Source organism: Paenibacillus sp. 2TAB19 (assembly GCF_052115185.1).
Classification (GTDB): domain Bacteria; phylum Bacillota; class Bacilli; order Paenibacillales; family Paenibacillaceae; genus Pristimantibacillus.
This window is the reverse complement of the sequence record NZ_JBFRGE010000001.1, coordinates 85262-106399: the sequence shown is the minus strand read 5'-3', so window position 1 is coordinate 106399 and position 21138 is coordinate 85262. Positions and strand designations below refer to the sequence as shown.

Genomic DNA, 21138 nt, shown 5'->3' with positions numbered 1-21138 from the left:
CAGGTTCCCCTCTCGGATGTTGTCGTTTTTTTGCCTAAACACAAAAAAAGCTGTAATCGCTGGAATGCAACGTCAGCCGTTTAAAGGTTGAATGTCTTGTGCGTTCTCGATGTTACGGTTCACTTTGTTCATGAATTGCATGAACAATTGAACTTCTTCCGGTGAGATGCCGGAAACGATCTGCCGGACATATGCGGCTTCTATAGGAGCTAGCGTGTGCGCTGCCGATCTTCCAAGATCGGTTAAGTGAAGCAGGAGCGATCTTCGATCATTCGGATGCGCTGCCCGTCGCACGAGCCCTTTTTTCTCCAATTGATCGACTAAGCGCGTGATGTTGGCAGGATCCTTCTCGGAACGCTGTGCGAGTTCCTTGTGGCTGATCCCATCCTTCTCGTCTAATGTCATGAGAAGCGACCATTGCTCAGGCGTAACGTCTGAATGGTGAAATAGCTGCTGTAAGCTTTGATTGAGCTTGCGGCCTGTATTTGAGATCATATAGCCGACTGAATGTTTGAATTCCACTGTTCATTCACCTTCTTCGCAATTCGAATCTAAAATAGTTGATATAACAATAATACGCGTAACAACTAATTAGGTCAAGGAAAGGTTGTCGGCGCAAAACGGAGTTAAATACGAAGCTGATGCTGCTTGCGGTATTGTTCAGGCGTTACTTTTAATTGCAGCTTGAAGGCACGGCTGAAATGAGACGGATGCTTAAATCCGACCTCGTAACCAATATCGGTAATCGGCTGCTTGCCCTGAGTGAGCTCGATCTTTGCTTGATAAATACGGCGCTGCATCAGAAATTGAAAGATGGTCATGCCGGTTACTTCCTTAAACGTTTTGGCCAAATAATATTTGCTTAGATGCAGCTCGGCTTGGATCGCGTCAAGCGTAACGTCGTCGGCATAATGCTTCTYCACATAGGAGATGATTGATTGAACGTGATGTTCCTTCGGCGACGGTAAGGTCGCTATCTCCTGCAATGGTTGCTTGCAATGCTCGTTAATAATAATCATGAATTCAAGAAACAGTGCTTGAAACCGTTGGAACGCATAGGTGGATGATTCATTATGGAATTGCACCAGCTTGGCGAATATCGTCTCTATTTCCTGCTTGTCCTCACCACGAAGCTGCAGCCTCACGTTCTGCAGCTTCTGGAATGGAGCTAGCAAATCGGCTGCAAAGGGCGGTTGAATGAACTGCTTGAAATAATAGGGGTCGAAATGCAGCGTCGAACGATGGTACAGCACGTTTGGATCGACATTGGCTCGGTGCAGCGTTGTGCCGTGCATAAGAAGCAAATCGCCAGGTTCGAGCACATAAATGCGATCATTGATAAGATAGTTGGCTTTACCGTCATGGAAGTAATAGATTTCATAATGAAAATGGGTATGGTATTGAATTTGCGCGTTATAATTGGAGCTTGTCCCGATTGTGAAAGGCTTGGAGATTTTATGCTGCGTACTCATTGCTCACCCGAGTCCTCCTTGTGTAAATAAACTCATTATACACCAACCAGAGTTAAATTAAAGCGGATACAAGCTAATGCGAATGAAGTCGCTTTCGCTCTGAAGTGGTACGATTCAAGTAAACCAACACAAAGGGGAAATGGCGGATGCAAACCGTACGATTGGGTATCATCGGACTTGGCAATATGGGCAAGGGACATATCGGATATTTAAAGAAAGGCGAGGTTAGCGGTGTCGTTCTGACGGCCGTTAGCGACAGCGTACCTGCTAGCCTTGCATGGGCAAAGGAGCAGCTTGGCGATCAGGTTGGTTTATTCGCGGATCCCTATGAGATGATGGACTCCGGTCTTGTTGACGGCGTGTTAATCGCAACTCCGCATTTCTCTCATCCCGAGCTTGCGATCGCGTGTTTCGAACGTGGTCTGCATGTGCTTTGCGAGAAACCAGCCGGAGTCTATACGAAGCAAGTTCGCGAGATGAACGACGCTAGCCGCAAGACGAATGTGAAGTTCAGCATGATGTACAATCAACGGACCAATCCGCTATACGTGAAGCTGAAGGATTTGATCGATTCCGGCGAGCTTGGCGAGATTAAGCGTACGAACTGGATTATTACAAATTGGTATCGTTCGCAATCCTATTATGATTCGGGCACTTGGCGCGCCACATGGGCAGGCGAAGGCGGCGGCGTACTGCTTAACCAAGACCCGCATCAGCTTGATCTATGGCAATGGACGATCGGTATGATGCCGACGCGCGTCCGCGCCTTCTGTTACTTCGGCAAACATCGCAATATCGAAGTAGAGGACGACGTAACGGCTTTCGTCGAATATGAGAACGGGGCAACGGGCGTATTCGTAACGACGACAGGCGAGGCGCCGGGCACGAACAGGCTGGAAATTAGCGGCGACCGAGGTAAGGTTGTTATCGAGGACAATAAACTTACGTTCTGGAGATTGCGCGTATCGGAGAAGGAATTTAACAACAGCTACAAAGGCAGCTTTGGTCAACCGGAATGCTGGAAGATGGACATACCGGTTGAAGGCAGCTACCCGGATCACAAGGGCATTACGCAGAACTGGGTCAATGCGATTCTGCGCGATGAGCCGCTTATTGCTCCCGGCGAGGAAGGCATTAAAGGATTGATGCTGTCCAACGCGATGCTGCTGTCCACTTGGACGGATAATTGGGTCGACTTGCCGATCGATGAGGAGAAATACTACGAGTATTTGCAGGATCGTATTGCCAATTCGACGTTTAAGAAGGAAGTGACTGCACAATGAGTAAAGCTGACGGTATGAATTACGCCCCTAAAGGCAAGCCCAATCGGGTAGCTGAGCCGGGACAGTTTGTTTTCGCGGCGGTTAGTTTGGATCATGGGCATATCTATGGCATGTGCAACGGTCTATTGGAAGCGGGCGCTGAGCTTAAATGGGTATACGACACAGAACCTGCTCGGGTAGAAGCTTTCTTGAAGACATATCCGCAGGCGAAAGCGGCAGAGTCGCTAGAGCAAATATTGGACGATTCGCAGGTTCAGCTTGTTGCTGCAGCGGCGGTGACGTCGGACCGCGGGCCGCTTGGCGTTAGCGTTATGCGCGCAGGAAAACATTATTTCACCGACAAAGCTCMGTTCACGACGCTGGAGCAGCTTGAAGATGCTCGGCAAGCGTATGCCGATACGGGCAAGAAATATGCGGTCTATTATAGCGAACGGTTGCATGTGGAAAGTGCCGTGTTCGCCGGACAGTTAATCGAACAAGGCGCGATTGGCAGAGTGCTGCAGGTCATCGGCCTTGGTCCTCACCGCCTGAACGCGCATTCGCGACCGGAGTGGTTCTTCCAGAAGGAGAAGTATGGCGGCATTATATGCGATATCGGCTCTCACCAGGTGGAGCAATTCCTTTACTTTACCGGCAACAAAAACGCAACGGTCGTGAACAGTAAAGTTGCAAACTACAATAATAAGCAATACCCCGAGCTAGAGGACTTCGGCGATATGTCCATCGTCGGCGAGAACGGAGCGACTGGCTATTTTCGCGTAGACTGGTTCACGCCGAGCGGCCTAAGCACATGGGGGGACGGCCGTATGATTATTATGGGCACGGAAGGATACATCGAGCTTCGAAAGTATGTAGATATTGCACGGGATTCCGCAGGTGATCAAGTGTATTTGGTCAACGCGGACGGCGAGCAGCGGATGCAGGTAAGCGGCCAAGTCGGTTTCCCGTACTTTGGCGGGCTCATTCTCGACTGCTTGAACGGCACGGAGCTTGCCATGACACAGAAGCATACGTTTAAGGCAGCGGAGCTGAGCTTGATCGCACAGAAACAAGCGGTGAAGGTCGAATAATCCGCTTAATTATAGTCAGGCCGTAAGCGCATCAATCGCTTGCGGCCTCTTTATTGTGAATTAACCGATTCGTGCTCCTTCAAAACGTGTGCCTACGTTTGCTTCAATGTTGCCGCCTGCAACACCGCTAATCGTAAAAAAAACTTGTACCCGATCGCCGACGCGCAGCCGGGCAAGTCCGCCCGCATCAATGCTTCCGTCGCCGAACGGGAACGTTTCGCGATCGGTTAGGATAGGCGCGTCGTTTGCCCGGATCGCTAGTCCGACATCAACCGCTCCAGATGCGTTACTGTCGAATCTGACACTTGCAGTAATTGAATATACGCCGCTTCTCTTCGGAATAAACGTCGATGTTGCGGGATCATATTCATTATTGAGATCGAATTGCTCCAAACCGTACAATACCTGAGGGAACGGGTTGCCTCCTGCGCCAGGCACGGGCTGGACCGCATTGGCAATAGCTCTAAACGCCGAATTGCATCCACAAGTATGTTTTTTGCAGGAGCATCTTTTTTTCGTCGGCCGTTTTGCGCATTTCGTCACGCGATTTTTTACATGACATACCTGTTTCTTGGGAGAGCATACTGTTTGCTTTTTAAACATTCCGCCACCGTCCTCTATTAATCTGGCATGAGCTATATAATAGAGTATGTAGCTCAAAAGTTTATTGATTGGATATGAGCCCGGAAAAGTAGAGTGGTGCACATACATTGACGAGATCCTTATGGACTGATATACTCACTTAATCGTAACAATTACGATTAAACCGATGTGAATCGGTTTTTCTTTCGATATCTAATCGTAATAATTACGATATAACAATTGGAAACGAGGGGTCACTTAAGATGAGCATTTTGAGCAAATTGAGCATTTTGGACAAAACGAAGAGCCGCAACAAAATTCCGGTCACGGTGCTGAGCGGTTATTTGGGTGCTGGAAAAACGACGATTATGAACCATGTACTGAACAATCGGGAAGGATTAAAAGTAGCTGTTATCGTCAATGACCTTAGCGAGGTCAATATCGATGCCGACTTGATTCAAGGCGGCGGCGGGTTATCCCGCACGGACGAGAAGCTCGTGGAAATGTCGAATGGCTGCATTTGCTGTACGCTGCGCGAAGACTTGCTTCGGGAAGTAGAGAAGCTTGCGATGGAGAATCGGTTCGATTATATTTTGATTGAATCGACTGGTATAAGCGAGCCTGTTCCAGTAGCGCAGACGTTCACCTACTTGGATGAGGAGCAAGGGATTGATCTATCGAGGTACTGCACATTAGACTGTATGGTCACTGTCGTGGATGCTTATAGCTTCTGGCATGATTACTCCTCGGGGGAATCGCTGCTGGAACGAAGCCAGGCAGCTTCCGAGGACGATGCGCGCTCAGTCGTGGATCTGCTTATTGATCAAATCGAGTTTTGCGATGTGCTTATTCTTAACAAATGCGATTTAGTAGAGGAAGAGGATCTAGCGGAGCTGGAAGGCGTTTTGCGTGCGCTTCAACCGAGAGCCAAGTTGATACGCGCTGCAAGAGGACGGGTCAATCCGAAAGATATTTTGCACACGTCGTTGTTCAACTTTGATGAAGCGAGCCGATCAGCGGGTTGGATAAAGGAAATGGAAGCGCCGCACCATACGCCGGAGACGGAGGAATACGGCATCGCTTCTTTCGTTTATGAGCGAGCAAAGCCGTTCCACCCAGGGCGATTAATGGCCTGGATGGAGCACTGGCCTGAGGAGGTCGTCAGAGCCAAAGGGATTGTCTGGCTTGCGACTCGGAATAGGATGGCCCAAAGCTTAAGTCAGGCAGGGCCATCCATTCAATTCGGGCCGGCAGGATTATGGGCTGCCGAGCTTCCGGAGGCCGAAAAGCTGGCGCTGCTCGCCGAAGAGAAGGAGCTTGCGGACAAATGGGATGAGCAATATGGCGATCGGATCAATAAGCTTGTATTCATCGGCATTACGATGAATCGGGCCGAGCTGACGGGTTCGCTGGATGACTGCCTTCTCAGCGATCAAGAGCTCGCATCGGATTGGAGCCTGCTCATGGACGAGTTTCCGACTGTATTAGAAATGTAAGGAGCAGCAGGCGAAAATGACGTTTGACAGCGGTTGCGATCGTTGTTAACATAGCGGTATAAACGCGTGTTTACAGGAAGTGGGTACATCGATTTGAGCAAGCTGGGCAAGGAAATAAACAGTACCGAAATTGCCAGGCTTGCTGGCGTATCGCGCAGTACGGTGAGCCGTGTCATTAACAACTATTCGAACGTTCCGGAGCATACGAGGCAGAAGGTGCTCCAGGTCATAGAACAATATAATTATTTTCCGAACCTGTCAGCGCAAGTGTTGGCCGGGAAGAAGACAAGAACGATCGGCCTGTTCATGATCGATTCGGGCGATGTATCGAGCGACTGGATCGCCAGTCTGCTGCTGACGAAAGTAATTGAGAGCGCATCGAGATACGGCTACTTCGTCTTGACGCATATCGTGCGCGATCCGAAGCGGCAGGAGGAAGCGAGAGCGGTGAAGGAATGTTTCTATCAGCGCCGAATTGATGGCGGCATCTTCATTGGAGCAGCGAATGAGGAGCCGATCATCGAGGAGCTTATCGCGGAGGGCTTCATGGTCGGCATCGTTGATCATCATATGTCTGGTGAGCAAGAGCCGAATCGGATTGTATTCAACTTCGATAATGAGGCAGGTGCTGGTCTTGTTATCGATTATTTGGCGGGACTTGGGCATACGCGCATTGGGATTATTAACGGCGATTTGAACAGGTACTCGGGAGTTGCGAGGCGGAAGGGTTTCAAGGCGGCCATGGAGCGCAATCGGCTGCCTATTGTGAAGCAATGGATGATGGCAGCTGATTTCAATGAACCAAGCGGCTACTTGGCGATTAAGGAACTGTTAAAGCTTGGCRGAGAGCTGCCGACGGCGATCTTCGCAGCCAACGACAGCATCGCTTTCGGAGCTATGCGCGCATTAGGAGAAGCAGGTTTGCGCGTCCCTGATGATCTATCAATCGCAGGTTTCGACGACCATAGTCTGAGCGCCGGATTTAGTCCCCCTCTGACAACGATTCACGTTGATTTCTCGGCGATGATGGATGAGCTTACTCGCCATTTAATTGACGGAATAGAGAACGGCAGTCAAGTTTACTCACAAATAGCGATGACGAATTCGCTTATCATACGTGATTCCTGCCGGGCGCCTTCTTCTTCATAAGTGGAAGAGGCGCTTCTTCTTACAAAGAAATAAACGCGTGTTCACGCAATTCGAAGCTAATGAGGGGGGATGCTTATGTAAGGAAACCGCGATTCGGATTTTGCACAGATGCACACTAATCGAAAAGGGGAATGTTAGCTATGAACAATAATATTTTGGGCAATCGTACCATTACTCAGATTGGTCTATTGGTGCATGACATAGAAGCAACCTCGCAGGCATACGCACAGTTTTTTGGCGTGGATAAGCCTGATTGGTTCTGGACGGATGCGGTAGACAAGGCGCAGACGGAATATAACGGCGAATCATCCGTAGCTCGGGCGAAGCTTGCGTTCTTCGATATGGGAGCGCTTCAGCTTGAGCTGATCGAGCCGGATGAGCATCCGAGCACATGGAGGGATCATCTGAACGCGCATGGCGAAGGGCCGCATCATATTGCTTTTGCCGTCGACGGCATGAAGGAGAAGATCGCCTTAATGGAGCAAAACGGTATGCCTCTTGTGCAAAAAGGGGAGTATACCGGGGGGCGTTACGCTTATATGGATACATTCAAATCATTAAAGGTTATGTTGGAACTGCTCGAGAACGATAAATGAGATAGCATCAACTGGGATATAGATGGAGGTAAATGACGAAATGCGAATATTAATTACAGGTGCAAATCGGGGGCTTGGCCTTGCCTTGGCAAAGGAAGCATGCGAGCGTGGACATGAGGTGCTGGCCGGGGTACGAGGACCAGGCTCTTCTGTGGAGAAGCTGCAGCCGTTGATCGAGCAAAATGGAGAGCAACTTACGTTATTGCCGATTGACGTATCGGATGAGAATTCGATCCGATATGCGAGTGAGCAGGCAGGGGCTCGGTTCGATGGGCTCGATGTCATTATTAACAGCGCGGCTATTCTGCTTGGGCGCGATCAGAAGTTGGAACAGCTGGATGCGGAACAGCTGGAGCAGTCGTTCCAGACGAATCTATATGGGCCGATACTCGTGCTGAAGCATTTCCTGCCTTTGCTGCGCAAAGGTGAGCAGCAAGCGGTTATCAATATTAGCTCGGAGGCAGGTAGCTCGGCTGGCGCTTACGGCGGAGATTACTCTTATGCATTGTCGAAGTCTGCGCTTAACATGTTCTCTGCTCAACTACGGGCAGAGCTTGGACCGCAAGGCATACTTGTTCATGCCGTACATCCCGGCTGGATACAGACTGACATGGGCGGTGAGCAAGCGCCAGGTGATGCAGACGCTTCGGCTAGCGGCATATTGGATTTGGTGGAGAGACGGACAGCGGCGGAAGATGGTGCGCTGTTCATCGATCATCGTGGAGCGCCGATGCGCTTGTAGTGATTTGGAATAGTTGGGAGGAACCCCTGTGAACACACTAATGTGTTCACAGGGGCTCCTCCTGCTTCTAGAGACATATAAGAAAGCCAGGCAGATGGTTTGTATCTGCCTGGCTTCTAATGAATTATAGGTAAACCGCTTTGCCGGTTTTCGCTGATTCGTAGATAGCTTCAAGGATTTGGGATACGACGAATGCTTGCTCAGGCGTCACGACAGGATCTTTGTCCTCGTCGATTGCTTTGATCCACAATCTCATCTCGAGATCGATGTCTCTTTCGGTAGCGCCGTCGTAGAACGCAACGCCGCCGGCTTTCAAGTCAATCTCCGTTGTGTACAGGCGGCTGTGCTTCTCGCCGTTGATGCGAAGGCCGTCTTTCATATCGGCTCCGCCTTCTGTACCGGACAGCGTACATTTCGCTTCGTCGACTTCAAGCGTATTGAGTGCCCAGCTTGATTCGAGCGAGATCGTAGCGCCGTTCTCCATCACGATCATGCCGAATGCGGAATCTTCAACCGTGAACTTGGCAGGGTCCCATGGTCCCCATGCATTAGCCGCGTTCTCGCGTTGCGACAACTTGTGGTACGAAGTGCCGAGTACGACTTTCGGCTTGTAGTTGTTCATCATCCACAGCGTAAGGTCAAGCGCATGCGTACCGATATCGATAAGCGGGCCGCCGCCTTGTTTCTCTTCGTCGAGGAATACGCCCCAAGTCGGAACGGCACRGCGACGAATCGCGTGAGCCTTCGCGAAGTAAATTTCGCCAAGCTCGCCTTCCTCGCAAATTTTCTTCAAGTGTTGGCTGTCAGCGCGGAAACGGTTGTTGTAGCCGACCGTCAATTTTTTGCCTGTGCGTTTCGCTGCATCAACCATACGCTGAGCGTCATGAGCCGTCTTCGCCATCGGCTTCTCGCTCATAACATGTTTGCCTGCTTCGAGCGCGTCAATGGCAATTTCAGCATGCGAATCGTTCGGCGTACATACATGAACGATGTCGATAGTAGCATCGGTTAGCAATTCTTTATAGTTCGTGTACACGCGAGCGCCTTCAGCGCCGTACTTTTGGGACGCTTCCACAGCGCGCTCTTCCACGATATCGCAGAATGCGACCATTTCAATGTTTTTCAGCTTGCACAGTGCCGGCATATGCTTGCCGTTGGCGATACCGCCGCAGCCTACAATTGCAATACGATAAGTACGTGACATATTAAATAGCCTCCTCAGATTAAGTCTATAAAGTAGTCACGGTCTGACGTTCCATCTTCCGATAGTCGGAAGGGGTCATTCCGTAACGCTTGCGAAAGACGGTGTGCAAATAGTTGCCGGCGGCAAAGCCGGCGTTCTTCGCGATTTGCTCTACGGATAACTCGCTTGCCACAAGCTCCCGGCAGACGGCCGCAAGCCGAATATCTTCGAGTATGCGGCTGAAGGATTGCCCGTTATGAAGCTCCTTGAACAACCGCTGAATTTGCCTTACGCCGAGATTCAGCTTGTCGGCAACATCCTCCAGTGTAATCGGCCCGGCATAGTTGGCTTGGATGTATTCCATTGCGAGCCGGTACCGATAAGCCTTCATGTCGCGGGTCGGAAATTGCTTCTGCTCGCCTGCCGTCTCGTATGCGCGGACAGCACGCAGCAGAATTTGAATCACATTTTGCTTAATGGTCGTATAGCTGCCCGTATAGTTGTCCTTATAAGCCCGGTATGCATCAAGGAAACACGGCATCGCCTCATGAAGATCGGACGTCGGATAAGCAGGGAGCGCCTTCAGCTTCTCGACGCAGGCATGGGCTTCCGCATCCTCCCAGTCATCGTATACATCGGGAAGCTCGTTCTGCTCCAGGCTGCGATCGATAATATCGACATGAAGACAAAGCTCGTCCATAGCCTCAGCCGTATCCGCTTCCTGATAGTGCATGACCTCGGGCCCTGTTAAGTACAATAATCCGGACTTCAGCGCGTACTCCTGATCGACGATAATGACCTTGCCTCTGCCTTGAGGAATGAAATGGAATTCGAACTCCGCATGCTTGTGAAAGCCGATGACTCTGCCGGATGGAAAATGGGTGAGATGGAATCGCAGCACATGGATATCATAACGTCCCCATCTGATGTGAAGCTCCAATCGTTCCAGCGCATCTTCGCGTTCTCTCATCATTTCGTATGGGAAGCTAGGCAAAACCATCTCCTCCTCTGCAGTTCCAGATGCCCGTCTACTCGCTAAGCTCGCTGATCGAGATCGCTCTTCTCTCCTGAGCAGACCGGTTAGAAGCTTCCATCAGCTTCGTAAGGTCGGTTGCCAAGGAGATGTTCTCATCCGCTTGCGTGTCGTTGTTGATATGGCCGACCCATTGGTCGAATGCGCTTTCACGATTGCCAGGCAACGGAATCTTCGTCCACTTGTCGGCATATTCGCCGTTTGCGCCATTCGTGCGAAGCAATAGTTCGCCGTCCGGCGTACCATACAGCAGCGTTCCTTCCGTGCCGTGGACTTCAATCGTGAATGGCGAGTGGCTGTTCACGAAGCCAGCCTCCGCAATACCGATAGCTCCCGAAGGKGTAGACAGCACGGATACCGCGTTGTCCTCGACATCTTTGCCAGTTAAGTAACTGAACGTAGCGGATACTTCGGAAGGCATCTCGCCAAGGAACAATCTAGCGAGGTACATCGGATGACAACCAAGATCGATGAGCGCGCCGCCGGCGCATTGCTCCAAGTTGTAGAAGTGGCTAGGCAGCCAGTCCGCAATCGCTCCGTTATGGGATAAACGTGTCCGCACAAGCGTCAACTTGCCGAGCAGATTCTTCTCCAAAATATCGCGAATCGCGAGCGTATAACTATCATTTAGACGAGGCAGCGATACGGTAAGTTTCACTTTGTTGTTTGCTACTTCGTTAAGTATAACATTTGTTTCTTTTAAAGTCGGCGCAATTACTTTTTCTGTGAAAATATGTTTGCCTGCGCGTGCCGCCTTCGCGATCACTTCGGCATGCATCGAGGTTGGCGCATCGACGATAACGGCGTCAATGTCTTCTCTCGCTAACATGTCATCCAAATTCTCATAGAATGGAACGCCTTGTTTCTCGGCAGCTTCCCGTCCGCGTTCAGGAATCTCGTCCCATACGGCCGCAATTTCTGTCCCCGGGTGCGCCTGAGCTTGCTTCGTGTAATCCCATGCATGCACATGCCAATAGCTAATTTTACCTATGCGAATCATACATTCACCTCTCCATTAGTTCAGCAGTTGATTGTATAGCCTCAATATATAAATTTATGACAACAAAGTAAATGTAACATATTTATTTTCTTATTATTAGTGCAATTTCATGACCTTATATGTTCAATATTACGACACTTTGATAATCAAGCTCGTGGAAGTTGATCAACTCTTGCCATACTGCTTGCGATAGTCGCGAGGCGACTGCCGGGCGATCTTCTTGAACATTTTGCCAAAGTGGGAAAAGTTCTCGAAACCGACGGCAACCGCGATCTCCGAGATTGAGCTGTCTGAATCGCGAAGCAGGCGCTGCGCCTCCTTGATGCGGGTCAGAACGACGTAGTCGGAAAAGGCAAAACCGGTAATTTCCTTAAACATGCGGCTGAGATAATAAGAACTAATGAAGAAACGCTCCGATAGGTCTCCAAGACGAAGAGGCTCTGCATAGCTGGCGTTAATATGCCGGACGACCTCGGTTATTTTCGCATGCATCGGAGTTTCGTGTTGCATCGGCGCAAAATCATGCTGCTCCACGTAACGTGCCGCAATAAGCAGCAGTTCGGTTATAGCCGGGCCGGGGATAAGCTCATATCCCGTAGGTTTATTCTCTATTTCCGAAAGCAGTTGGAGAATGAGCTGCAAGGCGCGATATTGTTCGGACAACGGCAGGCGAATGATGGGGCTGTCTTGCCGGAACGCGCTAAGCAAATACCCGAAGTGCTCCGAAGACCATTTCTCGACTGTAGCGTCATCGAAGTGGATAATGACACGCTCGTGCGCGGCTTCGCCGGCATGCATCGTTTTGTGGAGCTCATGCTTCGGTATGAACACGAGATCGCCTTGCTCGACGGCGTATGAACGATCGCGAATAAAGTACAGCCGTTTTCCCGACAGCATGTAATAGATTTCGTAATAGGCGTGATAATGGTCGACGCTCATCGTGAACGCTTCTGATCGCTTCATGTATTCGACGTAAAGCTCCGGCGTGTCGCCGAAGCTGTAACTGTACGGTTCTTGCTCGGTGGGCATGATCTCCAGCCTCCAAAAGGTATGATTAGCGCAAGATATGCGGTATTTGATCAAAATTAAGCAGAATATGAAGAGAATTATACTACTCTTATGCGCTAAAATAAAACCAAGATAAATAGAGGAGGACGAATCAAATGACAAAGAAACGTTATGTATTGGTAGGCAGCGGCGGCAGGGCTGAATTTTTTTACGGTGCGCTTGCAACCGATTTCAAGGAAACGTCTGAGCTAACGGCATTTTGTGATATTAACCAGACCCGCATGAATTACGCGAACCGAATTTTGACCGAAAAGTATGGCTACAACGCCGTTAACACCTATAAGTCGAATGAGTTCGATCGCATGATCGAAATCGAGAAGCCCGATGCTGTAATCGTAACAAGCATGGACCGTACGCATCATTCGTACATCATTCGCGCCCTGGAGCTGGGCTGCGATGTCGTAACGGAGAAGCCGATGACGGTAGACGAGAAGAAATGCCAGGAAATACTCGATGCGGTAGAACGCACGGGCGGTAACGTGCGCGTCACGTTCAACTATCGATATGCGCCGCATCATACGAAGGCGAGAGAACTGATCGCGAGCGGCGCAATTGGCAAAGTAACGTCCGTTCACTTCGAATGGCTGCTTAACACGCAGCATGGCGCGGACTACTTCCGCAGATGGCATCGCAATAAGGGGAACAGCGGCGGCTTGCTCGTCCATAAGTCGACGCATCACTTTGACCTCGTTAACTTCTGGATCGATTCGCAGCCGGAATCGGTATTCGCCTTCGGCGACCTGTTGTTCTACGGACGCGAGAATGCGGAGCAACGCGGCGAGACGAAGTTTTATGAGCGCGCGACGGGCAATCCGATTGCCGAGAACGATCCTTTTGCGCTACACTTAGATAAAAACGACCATTTGAAATCGATGTACCTGGACGCGGAACACGAGGACGGCTACCGGCGAGATCAAAGCGTGTTCGGAGACGGCATCAATATCGAAGATACAATGGGCGTGCTTGTCCGCTATAAGAACAACGCGATTATGACTTATTCGTTAAACGCTTACTTGCCATGGGAAGGCTACCGCATCGCATTCAACGGCACAAAAGGCCGCATCGAAATGAATATCGTCGAGCAGTCTTACGTGAACTCCGGCGGCAAGAAGTCCGAGGAGGGCGCGCTGAAGGACAAGTCGATTACGGTATTCCCGATGTTCGGAGCGCCGTACGAGGTTGACGTGGAAGAAGGAGTCGGCGGTCATGGCGGCGGCGACCCCGTTCTGTTGAACGATCTGTTCGGTACGCCGGTGGAGGATAAGTGGAATCGCGCTGCCAATCACATAGACGKGGCAAGATCGATTTTGACGGGCATCGCGGCTAACCGCTCGATTCAGACGGGTCAGGCGGTACAGATCGACGATTTGGTTCATTTTTACAAAAAGTGATTATGGGGGAAAGCTGCAATGAAGCCATTTATGGACGACAACTTCTTGTTATTTAACGAGACGGCCGTTACGCTTTATCACGATTATGCGAAGCAAATGCCAATCATCGATTATCACTGTCATCTAAGCCCGCAACAGATTTATGAAAATACGAGCTTCTCCAATATTACGGAAGCTTGGCTATACGGCGATCACTACAAGTGGCGCGCCATGCGTGCGAACGGCGCGGAGGAAAGACTTGTAACCGGCGGCGAAGGCGCTACCGATTACGAGCGGTTCGCGGCTTGGGCGAAAACCGTTCCGCAGACGATCGGCAACCCGCTGTATCATTGGTCGCATCTTGAACTGCGCCGTTTCTTCGACGTGCAGGAGCTTATTAATGAGAAGAATGCTCCCGTGATCTGGGAGAAGGTTAATGCGAAGCTTGCAACGGGYAGCTTCAAAGCACGCGATCTGATCAAGATGTCGAACGTCGAGGTTATTTGTACGACGGATGATCCTGTCGATTCGCTGGAATATCATATCGCAATCAAAGGTTTGGAAGAATTCGACGTACAGGTGCTGCCGTCATTCCGTCCTGATAAGGCGCTTGAGATTAACCGCGCGACTTACCTGCCATGGATCAAGCAGCTTGCGGAAGTATCCGCCAGCTCGATCGACAGCTACGATGCGCTGCTGGACGCGCTCGCGGATCGCGTGAAGTTCTTCGACGAGGTCGGCTGCAAAGTATCCGATCACGCGCTGGACTATGTGGCGTACGCAGAGACGACGAAGGAAGAAGCTTCGGCTATATTCGCGCGCGCGCTGCAAGGCGAGAAGGTAAGCCTGGAGGACGAGAAGAAGTATAAGACGTATACGCTGCTGTTCCTTGGCCGTCAATATGCGCAGCGCGGCTGGGCGATGCAGCTTCATATTAACGCTGCGCGCAACAACAACGCGCGCATGTTCGGCAAGCTCGGCCCGGATACGGGATTCGATTCCATTAACGACAGCTCGGTGGCTTACCCGCTGTCTCGTCTGCTCGACGCGCTTGATTCGGACGACCTGCTGCCGAATACGATCGTTTATTCGCTTAACGCGAACGACAACGACGTGCTCGGCGCTCTAATTGGCTGCTATCAAGGCGGCGGCGTACCGGGCAAGATTCAGCTCGGCTCGGCATGGTGGTTCAACGATACGAAAAACGGCATGCTTGATCAGATGAACGCGCTGGCTAATCTTGGTTTGCTCAGCCGCTTTGTCGGTATGCTGACGGACTCACGCAGCTTCCTGTCCTATACGCGCCATGAGTATTTCCGCCGTATTTTATGCAACCTGCTCGGCGAATGGGTGGAGAACGGCGAAGCGCCTGCCGATCTGGAATTGCTCGGTGATATGGTGCAAAATATTTCGTACCGCAATGCGAAGCAATACTTCGGTTTTTAACGAAAAAGGATCGAAATAGAGGCCCGAATACACTAAAATGTGTATTCGGGTATTTTTTATTGGAAATGACAATTCGGATAAAGGATTTATAGGATTTGTGTAGAATTTTGTAGATTAATTATACATACTGGTAAATGCAGGTTCTGAATCATTTGACCAGCAAGAACGGACGGGCAACTTACTAAGGGAATGGTGGTATTGTCATGTTAAAGGAACAGATGAGATATTCACGTCTTGCGAATCTCACGAAGTTAATAAATACGAAGCTTGAACTGCGAGACGTGCTTGAGCATGTAACGACGGCCATATCCGAAGAAATCGTAGGTTGCGATTCTGTAGGCATTTATTTACCCCAAGAGGACGGTACTTTTAGAGGTTATGTGGGCAAGCCGGAGGTCATTAACGGTTGGACGCTCGATATGCATGTGATCGACACCGAGATGGATTTGCTTGCAAAAGAAGTCATCGAAACGAAGAAAACGATCTATATTCCGGATACGTCTCAAGATTCGCGGCCGGACCCGAGAGCCGTGCAAGGCTTTCATATCAAATCGCTGCTCGTGCTTCCCATCTCGTTCGAGCAGGAGCTGTTCGGACTTGTATTTCTGTTCGATTACGGCATTCCAATGAACTTGACCGATTCGGAAATACAGACRGTGGAAGCTTATGTAAATATGGCGGCCGTGTCGATCCAAAACGCGAGAAACTTGGCGCACAAAGAAAACTTGATCGCCGAGAAGCAGCTGCTGCTCGACGTCACTCGCGACCTCTCGCTGTGCTCTACGATGCAGGAGAGTCTGGACAGCTGTTTCTTCTATCTCGGCAAGGTGCTGGAGAACGATAATATCGGCGTACATTTGCTCGATCCGATTACGGAAAGCAAAATTAAGCCGGCCAAGCTAAGCAAGGACAGCGACTGGACGGAAGAAGACTGGATGCGCACCCATAGCAAAATAATAATCGACGAAAGCAATGATGAGGTCGTGCAAGAGGTCATTCGGACGAAGAAGGCGGTACTCATTCCGGACGTGTATGCGGACAGCCGTCCTAATCATGAGGTTTGCCGCAACTTCGGAATTAAAGGCATGCTGATGCTGCCGCTCGTGTCGATGGGCGGAGCGCTAGGCTCCATCGCGGTCGTTAAGCTCGATGAAGGCACTCTTCTCTATTCCGAGGCTACGCTGCAGCTCGCGCAATCGATCGTGGACGCRACGGCGTCGACGCTGTCGAACTTGCTCTATATGGAGAAGCAAGAAACGATCATCAAAGAGCGGACCTCTGAAATCACGGTTAAGAATAACGAGCTTGAACGCCTCGTAAGCGAATTGCAGCAGCTCAGCCGAGAGAAGGAGCTTATTCTTAATTCGGCCGGCGAAGGCATATTCGGCTTAGACCTCGATCGCAACATTACGTTCTGCAATCCGGCCGGCGTCTCCATGTTAGGCTACAGCTCTTCTACTGAAATGATCGGCGAGCCCTCGCGGATTATTTTCAAAGGAAAGCAGCAGGAGCAAAAGTCCTCCGTTCATAAGCAAGAGTCCGACAACAAATGGGACCATTACTATGAGAATGAGCTGTTTTATCGGAAGGACGGTTCCAGCTTTCCAGTCGAAAACGTCATATCGCCAATTAAGGAAGAGGACGAAATCGTCGGCGAAGTGGTCACCTTCAAGGACATTACGCAAAGGAAGCAGATGGAGGAGGAGATTAGGCGTCGGGCCTACTTCGACAGCTTGACCGATTTGCCTAACCGTCTGCTGCTGATCGACAAGCTCAATGAAGGGCTGGTTCATGCGCAGAAGAACGGCGGCAAGCTCGCGGTCCTTTATTTGGACATGGACCGCTTCAAGTTCATTAACGATTCGCTCGGCCACAGCTACGGTGATCTTCTGCTGCGGGATGTCGCCAGCCGGCTGATCCGCTCCGTGCCGAAGGAAGCGACTATATCGCGTCAAGGCGGGGACGAATTCACGATATTCCTGCCGCACATCGAAGGCGAAGACGAGGTCATCGAGGTTGTCCGGCTAGTCGTCGACTGCTTCGCCGATCCGTTCGAGCTGATGGGCCACGAAATTTATATGAAGGTGAGCATGGGCATCAGCATGTATCCCGATCACGGCGACACGACCGAAACGTTGATCAAGAACGCGGATACCGCCATGTACAAATCAAAAGAAATCACCGGCAACAGCTATCATTTCTTCCGAAACGGCATGGATACGAGAACGTTCGAAATCATTAAGCTCGAGAACGATCTGTACAAGGCGCTCGATCAACAAGAACTAGAGCTCTATTACCAGCCGCAAATCAATTACTTGACTGGCCGAATTGTCGGCGTTGAGGCGCTGCTGCGTTGGAATCGCCCTATGAGCGGGCTTGTATCGCCGGATCAGTTCATTCCGATCGCCGAGGAAACGGCTCTTATCGTCCCTATCGGCGAATGGGTGCTGCGAACGGCATGCCGACAATTAAAAGAGTGGCAGCAGCTAGGCTATCCGTTATACAGCATGTCGATTAATTTGTCGGCGCGCCAGTTCGAGCAAAACAATTTGTTTGTTGCCGTCCAATCGGTGCTGCAAGAGGTGGGAATAGCCCCTGACAATTTACAACTAGAACTTACAGAAAATTCAATCATCAAAAACAAAGAAGTAACGTTGAAAACGATGAAGGCTTTGAAAGGGATAGGAGTGAAAATCGCGATTGACGATTTTGGAACAGGATATTCGTCGTTAGGCTACTTGTCCAGTCTGCCGATCGACACGTTAAAAATCGACAAATCGTTCCTACAGGACATTACAAGCGATGACGATCATGCTGCCATCACGAATACGATTATTACGCTGGCGCGGAACTTGAACTTGAGCGTCATTGCCGAAGGCGTCGAAACGAAGGAGCATGTTCGTTTTTTAAGCGATCGTGATTGTTACTTAATGCAAGGCTATTATTTCAGCAAACCAATGACAGCTAAGGAAATCACCGACAATTTTCTCGCGAATGAATATGATAGAGATAAGTGGAGGTAGTGGAATGAGAGCGGCAAGAGCAGTATTGGAGTTATTGAAGGCAAACGGCGTAAAGCATATTTTTGGTATCCCGGCGGGATCGGTTAACGCCTTCTTCGACGAGCTATACGAAATGCCGGAAATAGAACCGGTCGTCACGAAGCATGAAGGAGCCGCATCGTATATGGCGGCTTCCTACGCGAAGTATTCCGGCGGTCTTAGCGTGAGCATTGGCTGCAGCGGTCCGGGCGGGACGAACCTCATTACCGGTGCCGCCAGCGCGATGCGCGAGCATTTGCCGGTGTTGTTCATTACCGGCGCAGTTCCCGTAAGCACGATGGGCCTGAACGCCTCGCAGGAGCTGGATGCAGCTCCGATATTTCGTACCGTGACGAAGCACAGCGTTATCGTCAAGGAAGCGGGCGAGTTACTCTCGGAAGTGGTTAAAGCGTGCCAAATTGCGATATCGGGGGTGCCGGGGCCGGTTCATGTCGCGATACCGATTGACGTTCAGCATGCGAAAGTGGGAGAACCCGACATTCCCCTCCTTCCTCCTAGGAGGCCGATGGTTCCGAAACTGGATGTCATCGAGAAGGCGGCCGGAGCGCTGCTGAATACGAAGGACGGCTGCATACTGGTCGGACAAGGCGTCCGCGGCTCTGTCGATCTGCTGATCGAGCTGGCTGAAATGCTGAACTGGCCGATTATGACGACGCCGCAGGCGAAGGGTTATATTACGGAGCAGCATCCGCTCCACTGGGGCGTATTCGGTTTTGCCGGTCATGAGACCGCCTCGAATCTAGTTACCGAAGGAGCAGGCGGCGCGCTGCTCATCGTCGGCTCGAGCTTAGGCGAGACCGCCACGAACAATTATAACGCAAGCTTGACGAAAGGCCGGTTCACGATTCAGCTCGATTTCGACCAGACGGTGTTCAATCGGAAATACGCGATCGATCTTCCCGTGTTGGGCGATATCCGCTTAAGCTTGCTCATGTTAATCGATGAGTTGAAATCGCTAGGATTGTCTGGGGTTAGCGCCAGCGGTCAACGTAAGGCGATTAAGCAGGAGACGCCAGTTACTACGGACGAAGTATATAACACACAAAATGTGCTGCGCCATATTCAGAGCAGCCTGCCGGCTGATATGAGGTATACGGTAGATATTGGCGAGTTCATGTCTTATGTCATTCACCATATGAAGGTGCTGGAGGAGGATTCGTTCGATATCAATGTCCATTTCGGAGCAATGGGAAGCGGGATCGGAGCGGCGATCGGCTCCAAGTTGGCCGAGCCTGACCGGCCCGTCGCTTGCATAACGGGGGATGGCTGTTTCTTCATGCATGGCATGGAAATATTGACGGCCAAGGAGCTTGGCTTGCCGATCTTGTTCATCGTCATGAACAACGCGCGTCTCGGCATGGTCTATCATGGACATTCACTGCAGTTCAAGCGAACGCACCCATCCTTCGAGCAGGAGCCGATCGATATATCCCGGATGGGTGCGGCGATGCAAATTCCGAGCTACCGCATTAACGATATGAACGATCTGGACCAAGATGCCGTGAACGGGCTTCTGAACTCGAACGGACCGGCTATATTGGAAGTCGCGTTAAAGGATAACGGTACGCCGCCAATGGGTGACCGGGTCAAGTTTCTATCATCCTTCGGCAAATAAGCCTCGTCTGTTGAACTCGCGTATCGCGTCCAAAAGCGCTTTAATCGTGTGTCCCTTGAACGAGTCGGGAACAGCTTTGCCCTCAGGATCGGCATAGCGGAAGCAGATCGATTGGGAATCATACTCGTAGCCCAACCGGGATAGATCTGTAATTAAAGCCGGCGGCGGCTCAGAAGAACCGGCAAGCTCGACGTAGCGGACTGTCGCAGAGATTTGAACGTCCACATCATGAGCTCCGGTATGTACGGCGAACAGATCGTCGCTGCTTTGGATCATCCACCGGCCTTTCGAAAACATCGAAATTTGTTTACCCTCCAGCGCAGATAATGCATCCAGATTAATTCCGAAAAGTTGATTAATCCACCGGCGAATGTCCACGCCGGAAGCCGTCTTTCGGTCGGAGCTTTCGATATAAGCTTCAAAAGCGGCGCTAGGCGAGCTTTTATAGGCTCCAGTTTCAGTGTCAGTGTCAGTGTCAGCAGCAAGAAAGGGCATCAATTCTAGCTGTATAGCAAACACTTGCCTTACGACCGCGATAATGACTGCGCCGCTAGCACCGGATTCATAGGTCTCAAGCAGCTTGTCCATTTGTTCCGACTTCGTCATCATTGTGCATGCCTCCCATCTATGTCATATTATAAGGGATGGCAGTGATGTCTCATAGAGAAAGATTACCGGTACAAGCTCGTCATATACCGGAGCATTTGAGGACCGGCAATGTTAGCGGCTATTCCGAACAGCTCGGAGTTTGCCGTTTTTTTGCATACTAAATAAAAGGCGAATCCGCCGATCAGCTCGAAGGCGATAAATTCTCTCCATTTCCATGCGGGAACGACGTAGACGGTAAATTCTTTCGTAGGTGGGGTTCGCTTTTTCAACGTGATACAACCTCCGGCTATCGGGCTCTAATCAATCATATAAGCGTATGCGGGGCGGCTTATCCAACATTCGACCTTTCAACAAAGCTTCGT

19 protein-coding genes are annotated in these 21138 nt (G+C 50.6%); 10 read left to right on the top strand and 9 right to left on the bottom strand.

Going from position 1 to position 21138, the window contains the following annotated elements; genetic code table 11:
* Nucleotides 1–72: 72 nt before the first annotated feature.
* Complete coding sequence (locus AB4Z33_RS00475; RefSeq protein ID WP_442047998.1) at nucleotides 73–522, bottom strand: MarR family winged helix-turn-helix transcriptional regulator; 450 nt, start codon at nucleotides 520–522, stop codon at nucleotides 73–75.
* A gap of 104 nt (nucleotides 523–626) precedes the next feature.
* The gene (locus tag AB4Z33_RS00470) at nucleotides 627–1472 is read right to left on the bottom strand and encodes an AraC family transcriptional regulator (RefSeq protein ID WP_442047997.1); all 846 of its coding nucleotides are present in this window, start codon (nucleotides 1470–1472) and stop codon (nucleotides 627–629) included.
* Nucleotides 1473–1618: 146 nt separating this feature from the next.
* Between AB4Z33_RS00470 and AB4Z33_RS00465 the strand changes: the two genes are divergently transcribed.
* Together AB4Z33_RS00465 and AB4Z33_RS00460 are read left to right on the top strand one after the other, a co-directional pair.
* Entirely contained in the window at nucleotides 1619–2755 is a 1137-nt protein-coding gene (locus tag AB4Z33_RS00465; protein ID WP_442047996.1) for a Gfo/Idh/MocA family protein, read from the top strand.
* A complete protein-coding gene (locus tag AB4Z33_RS00460) occupies nucleotides 2752–3825 on the top strand; it encodes a Gfo/Idh/MocA family protein (protein ID WP_442047995.1) in 1074 nt (357 codons plus the stop codon). The genes AB4Z33_RS00465 and AB4Z33_RS00460 overlap by 4 nt, the downstream gene beginning before the upstream one ends.
* A gap of 60 nt (nucleotides 3826–3885) precedes the next feature.
* Here AB4Z33_RS00460 and AB4Z33_RS00455 read toward each other — a convergent pair whose 3' ends face one another.
* Entirely contained in the window at nucleotides 3886–4263 is a 378-nt protein-coding gene (locus AB4Z33_RS00455) for an ABC transporter permease (protein ID WP_442047994.1), read from the bottom strand.
* A 407-nt stretch (nucleotides 4264–4670) separates the two neighbouring features.
* On the opposite strand from AB4Z33_RS00455, the gene AB4Z33_RS00450 reads away from it, so the two are divergent.
* The 4 genes from AB4Z33_RS00450 to AB4Z33_RS00435 all read left to right on the top strand — a co-directional run bounded on the left by AB4Z33_RS00450 (nucleotide 4671) and on the right by AB4Z33_RS00435 (nucleotide 8390).
* Entirely contained in the window at nucleotides 4671–5903 is a 1233-nt protein-coding gene (locus tag AB4Z33_RS00450; protein WP_442047993.1) for a GTP-binding protein, read from the top strand.
* A gap of 66 nt (nucleotides 5904–5969) precedes the next feature.
* Nucleotides 5970–7052, top strand: a complete 1083-nt coding sequence (locus AB4Z33_RS00445; protein WP_442047992.1) for a LacI family DNA-binding transcriptional regulator — start codon at nucleotides 5970–5972, stop codon at nucleotides 7050–7052.
* 140 nt (nucleotides 7053–7192) lie between these two features.
* Nucleotides 7193–7648, top strand: a complete 456-nt coding sequence (locus AB4Z33_RS00440) for a VOC family protein (RefSeq protein ID WP_442047991.1) — start codon at nucleotides 7193–7195, stop codon at nucleotides 7646–7648.
* Nucleotides 7649–7688: 40 nt separating this feature from the next.
* Entirely contained in the window at nucleotides 7689–8390 is a 702-nt protein-coding gene (locus tag AB4Z33_RS00435) for an SDR family oxidoreductase (protein WP_442047990.1), read from the top strand.
* A 124-nt stretch (nucleotides 8391–8514) separates the two neighbouring features.
* Here the strand turns inward: AB4Z33_RS00435 and AB4Z33_RS00430 are convergent, their stop codons facing one another.
* The 4 genes from AB4Z33_RS00430 to AB4Z33_RS00415 all read right to left on the bottom strand — a co-directional run bounded on the left by AB4Z33_RS00430 (nucleotide 8515) and on the right by AB4Z33_RS00415 (nucleotide 12635).
* Nucleotides 8515–9594, bottom strand: a complete 1080-nt coding sequence (locus AB4Z33_RS00430; protein WP_442047989.1) for a Gfo/Idh/MocA family protein — start codon at nucleotides 9592–9594, stop codon at nucleotides 8515–8517.
* A 25-nt stretch (nucleotides 9595–9619) separates the two neighbouring features.
* Nucleotides 9620–10546, bottom strand: a complete 927-nt coding sequence (locus AB4Z33_RS00425) for an AraC family transcriptional regulator (RefSeq protein ID WP_442047988.1) — start codon at nucleotides 10544–10546, stop codon at nucleotides 9620–9622.
* Nucleotides 10547–10601: 55 nt separating this feature from the next.
* Nucleotides 10602–11606 carry a Gfo/Idh/MocA family protein gene (locus AB4Z33_RS00420; protein WP_442047987.1) on the bottom strand — a complete coding sequence of 335 codons (1005 nt, stop codon included), beginning with the start codon at nucleotides 11604–11606 and terminating at the stop codon, nucleotides 10602–10604.
* Nucleotides 11607–11771: 165 nt separating this feature from the next.
* On the bottom strand, nucleotides 11772–12635 hold the full coding sequence (locus AB4Z33_RS00415; RefSeq protein WP_442047986.1) for a helix-turn-helix domain-containing protein: 864 nt from the start codon (nucleotides 12633–12635) through the stop codon (nucleotides 11772–11774).
* A 134-nt stretch (nucleotides 12636–12769) separates the two neighbouring features.
* Here AB4Z33_RS00415 and AB4Z33_RS00410 point away from each other — a divergent pair, with 134 nt between their 5' ends.
* From AB4Z33_RS00410 to AB4Z33_RS00395, 4 genes are all read left to right on the top strand, one after another.
* Nucleotides 12770–14065 carry a Gfo/Idh/MocA family protein gene (locus AB4Z33_RS00410; RefSeq protein ID WP_442047985.1) on the top strand — a complete coding sequence of 432 codons (1296 nt, stop codon included), beginning with the start codon at nucleotides 12770–12772 and terminating at the stop codon, nucleotides 14063–14065.
* A gap of 18 nt (nucleotides 14066–14083) precedes the next feature.
* Nucleotides 14084–15490, top strand: coding sequence for a glucuronate isomerase (gene uxaC / locus AB4Z33_RS00405; RefSeq protein ID WP_442047984.1), 1407 nt, complete (start codon nucleotides 14084–14086; stop codon nucleotides 15488–15490).
* A gap of 203 nt (nucleotides 15491–15693) precedes the next feature.
* Complete coding sequence (locus AB4Z33_RS00400; protein ID WP_442047983.1) at nucleotides 15694–18513, top strand: EAL domain-containing protein; 2820 nt, start codon at nucleotides 15694–15696, stop codon at nucleotides 18511–18513.
* 4 nt (nucleotides 18514–18517) lie between these two features.
* Complete coding sequence (locus AB4Z33_RS00395) at nucleotides 18518–20167, top strand: thiamine pyrophosphate-binding protein (protein ID WP_442047982.1); 1650 nt, start codon at nucleotides 18518–18520, stop codon at nucleotides 20165–20167.
* On the opposite strand, the gene AB4Z33_RS00390 is transcribed toward AB4Z33_RS00395, so the two are convergent.
* Nucleotides 20150–20776 carry a hypothetical protein gene (locus tag AB4Z33_RS00390; RefSeq protein WP_442047981.1) on the bottom strand — a complete coding sequence of 209 codons (627 nt, stop codon included), beginning with the start codon at nucleotides 20774–20776 and terminating at the stop codon, nucleotides 20150–20152. The genes AB4Z33_RS00395 and AB4Z33_RS00390 overlap by 18 nt on opposite strands.
* A gap of 62 nt (nucleotides 20777–20838) precedes the next feature.
* Nucleotides 20839–21045: a hypothetical protein gene (locus tag AB4Z33_RS00385; protein ID WP_442047980.1), complete on the bottom strand. Its 207-nt coding sequence runs from the start codon at nucleotides 21043–21045 to the stop codon at nucleotides 20839–20841.
* Nucleotides 21046–21138 lie beyond the last annotated feature (93 nt).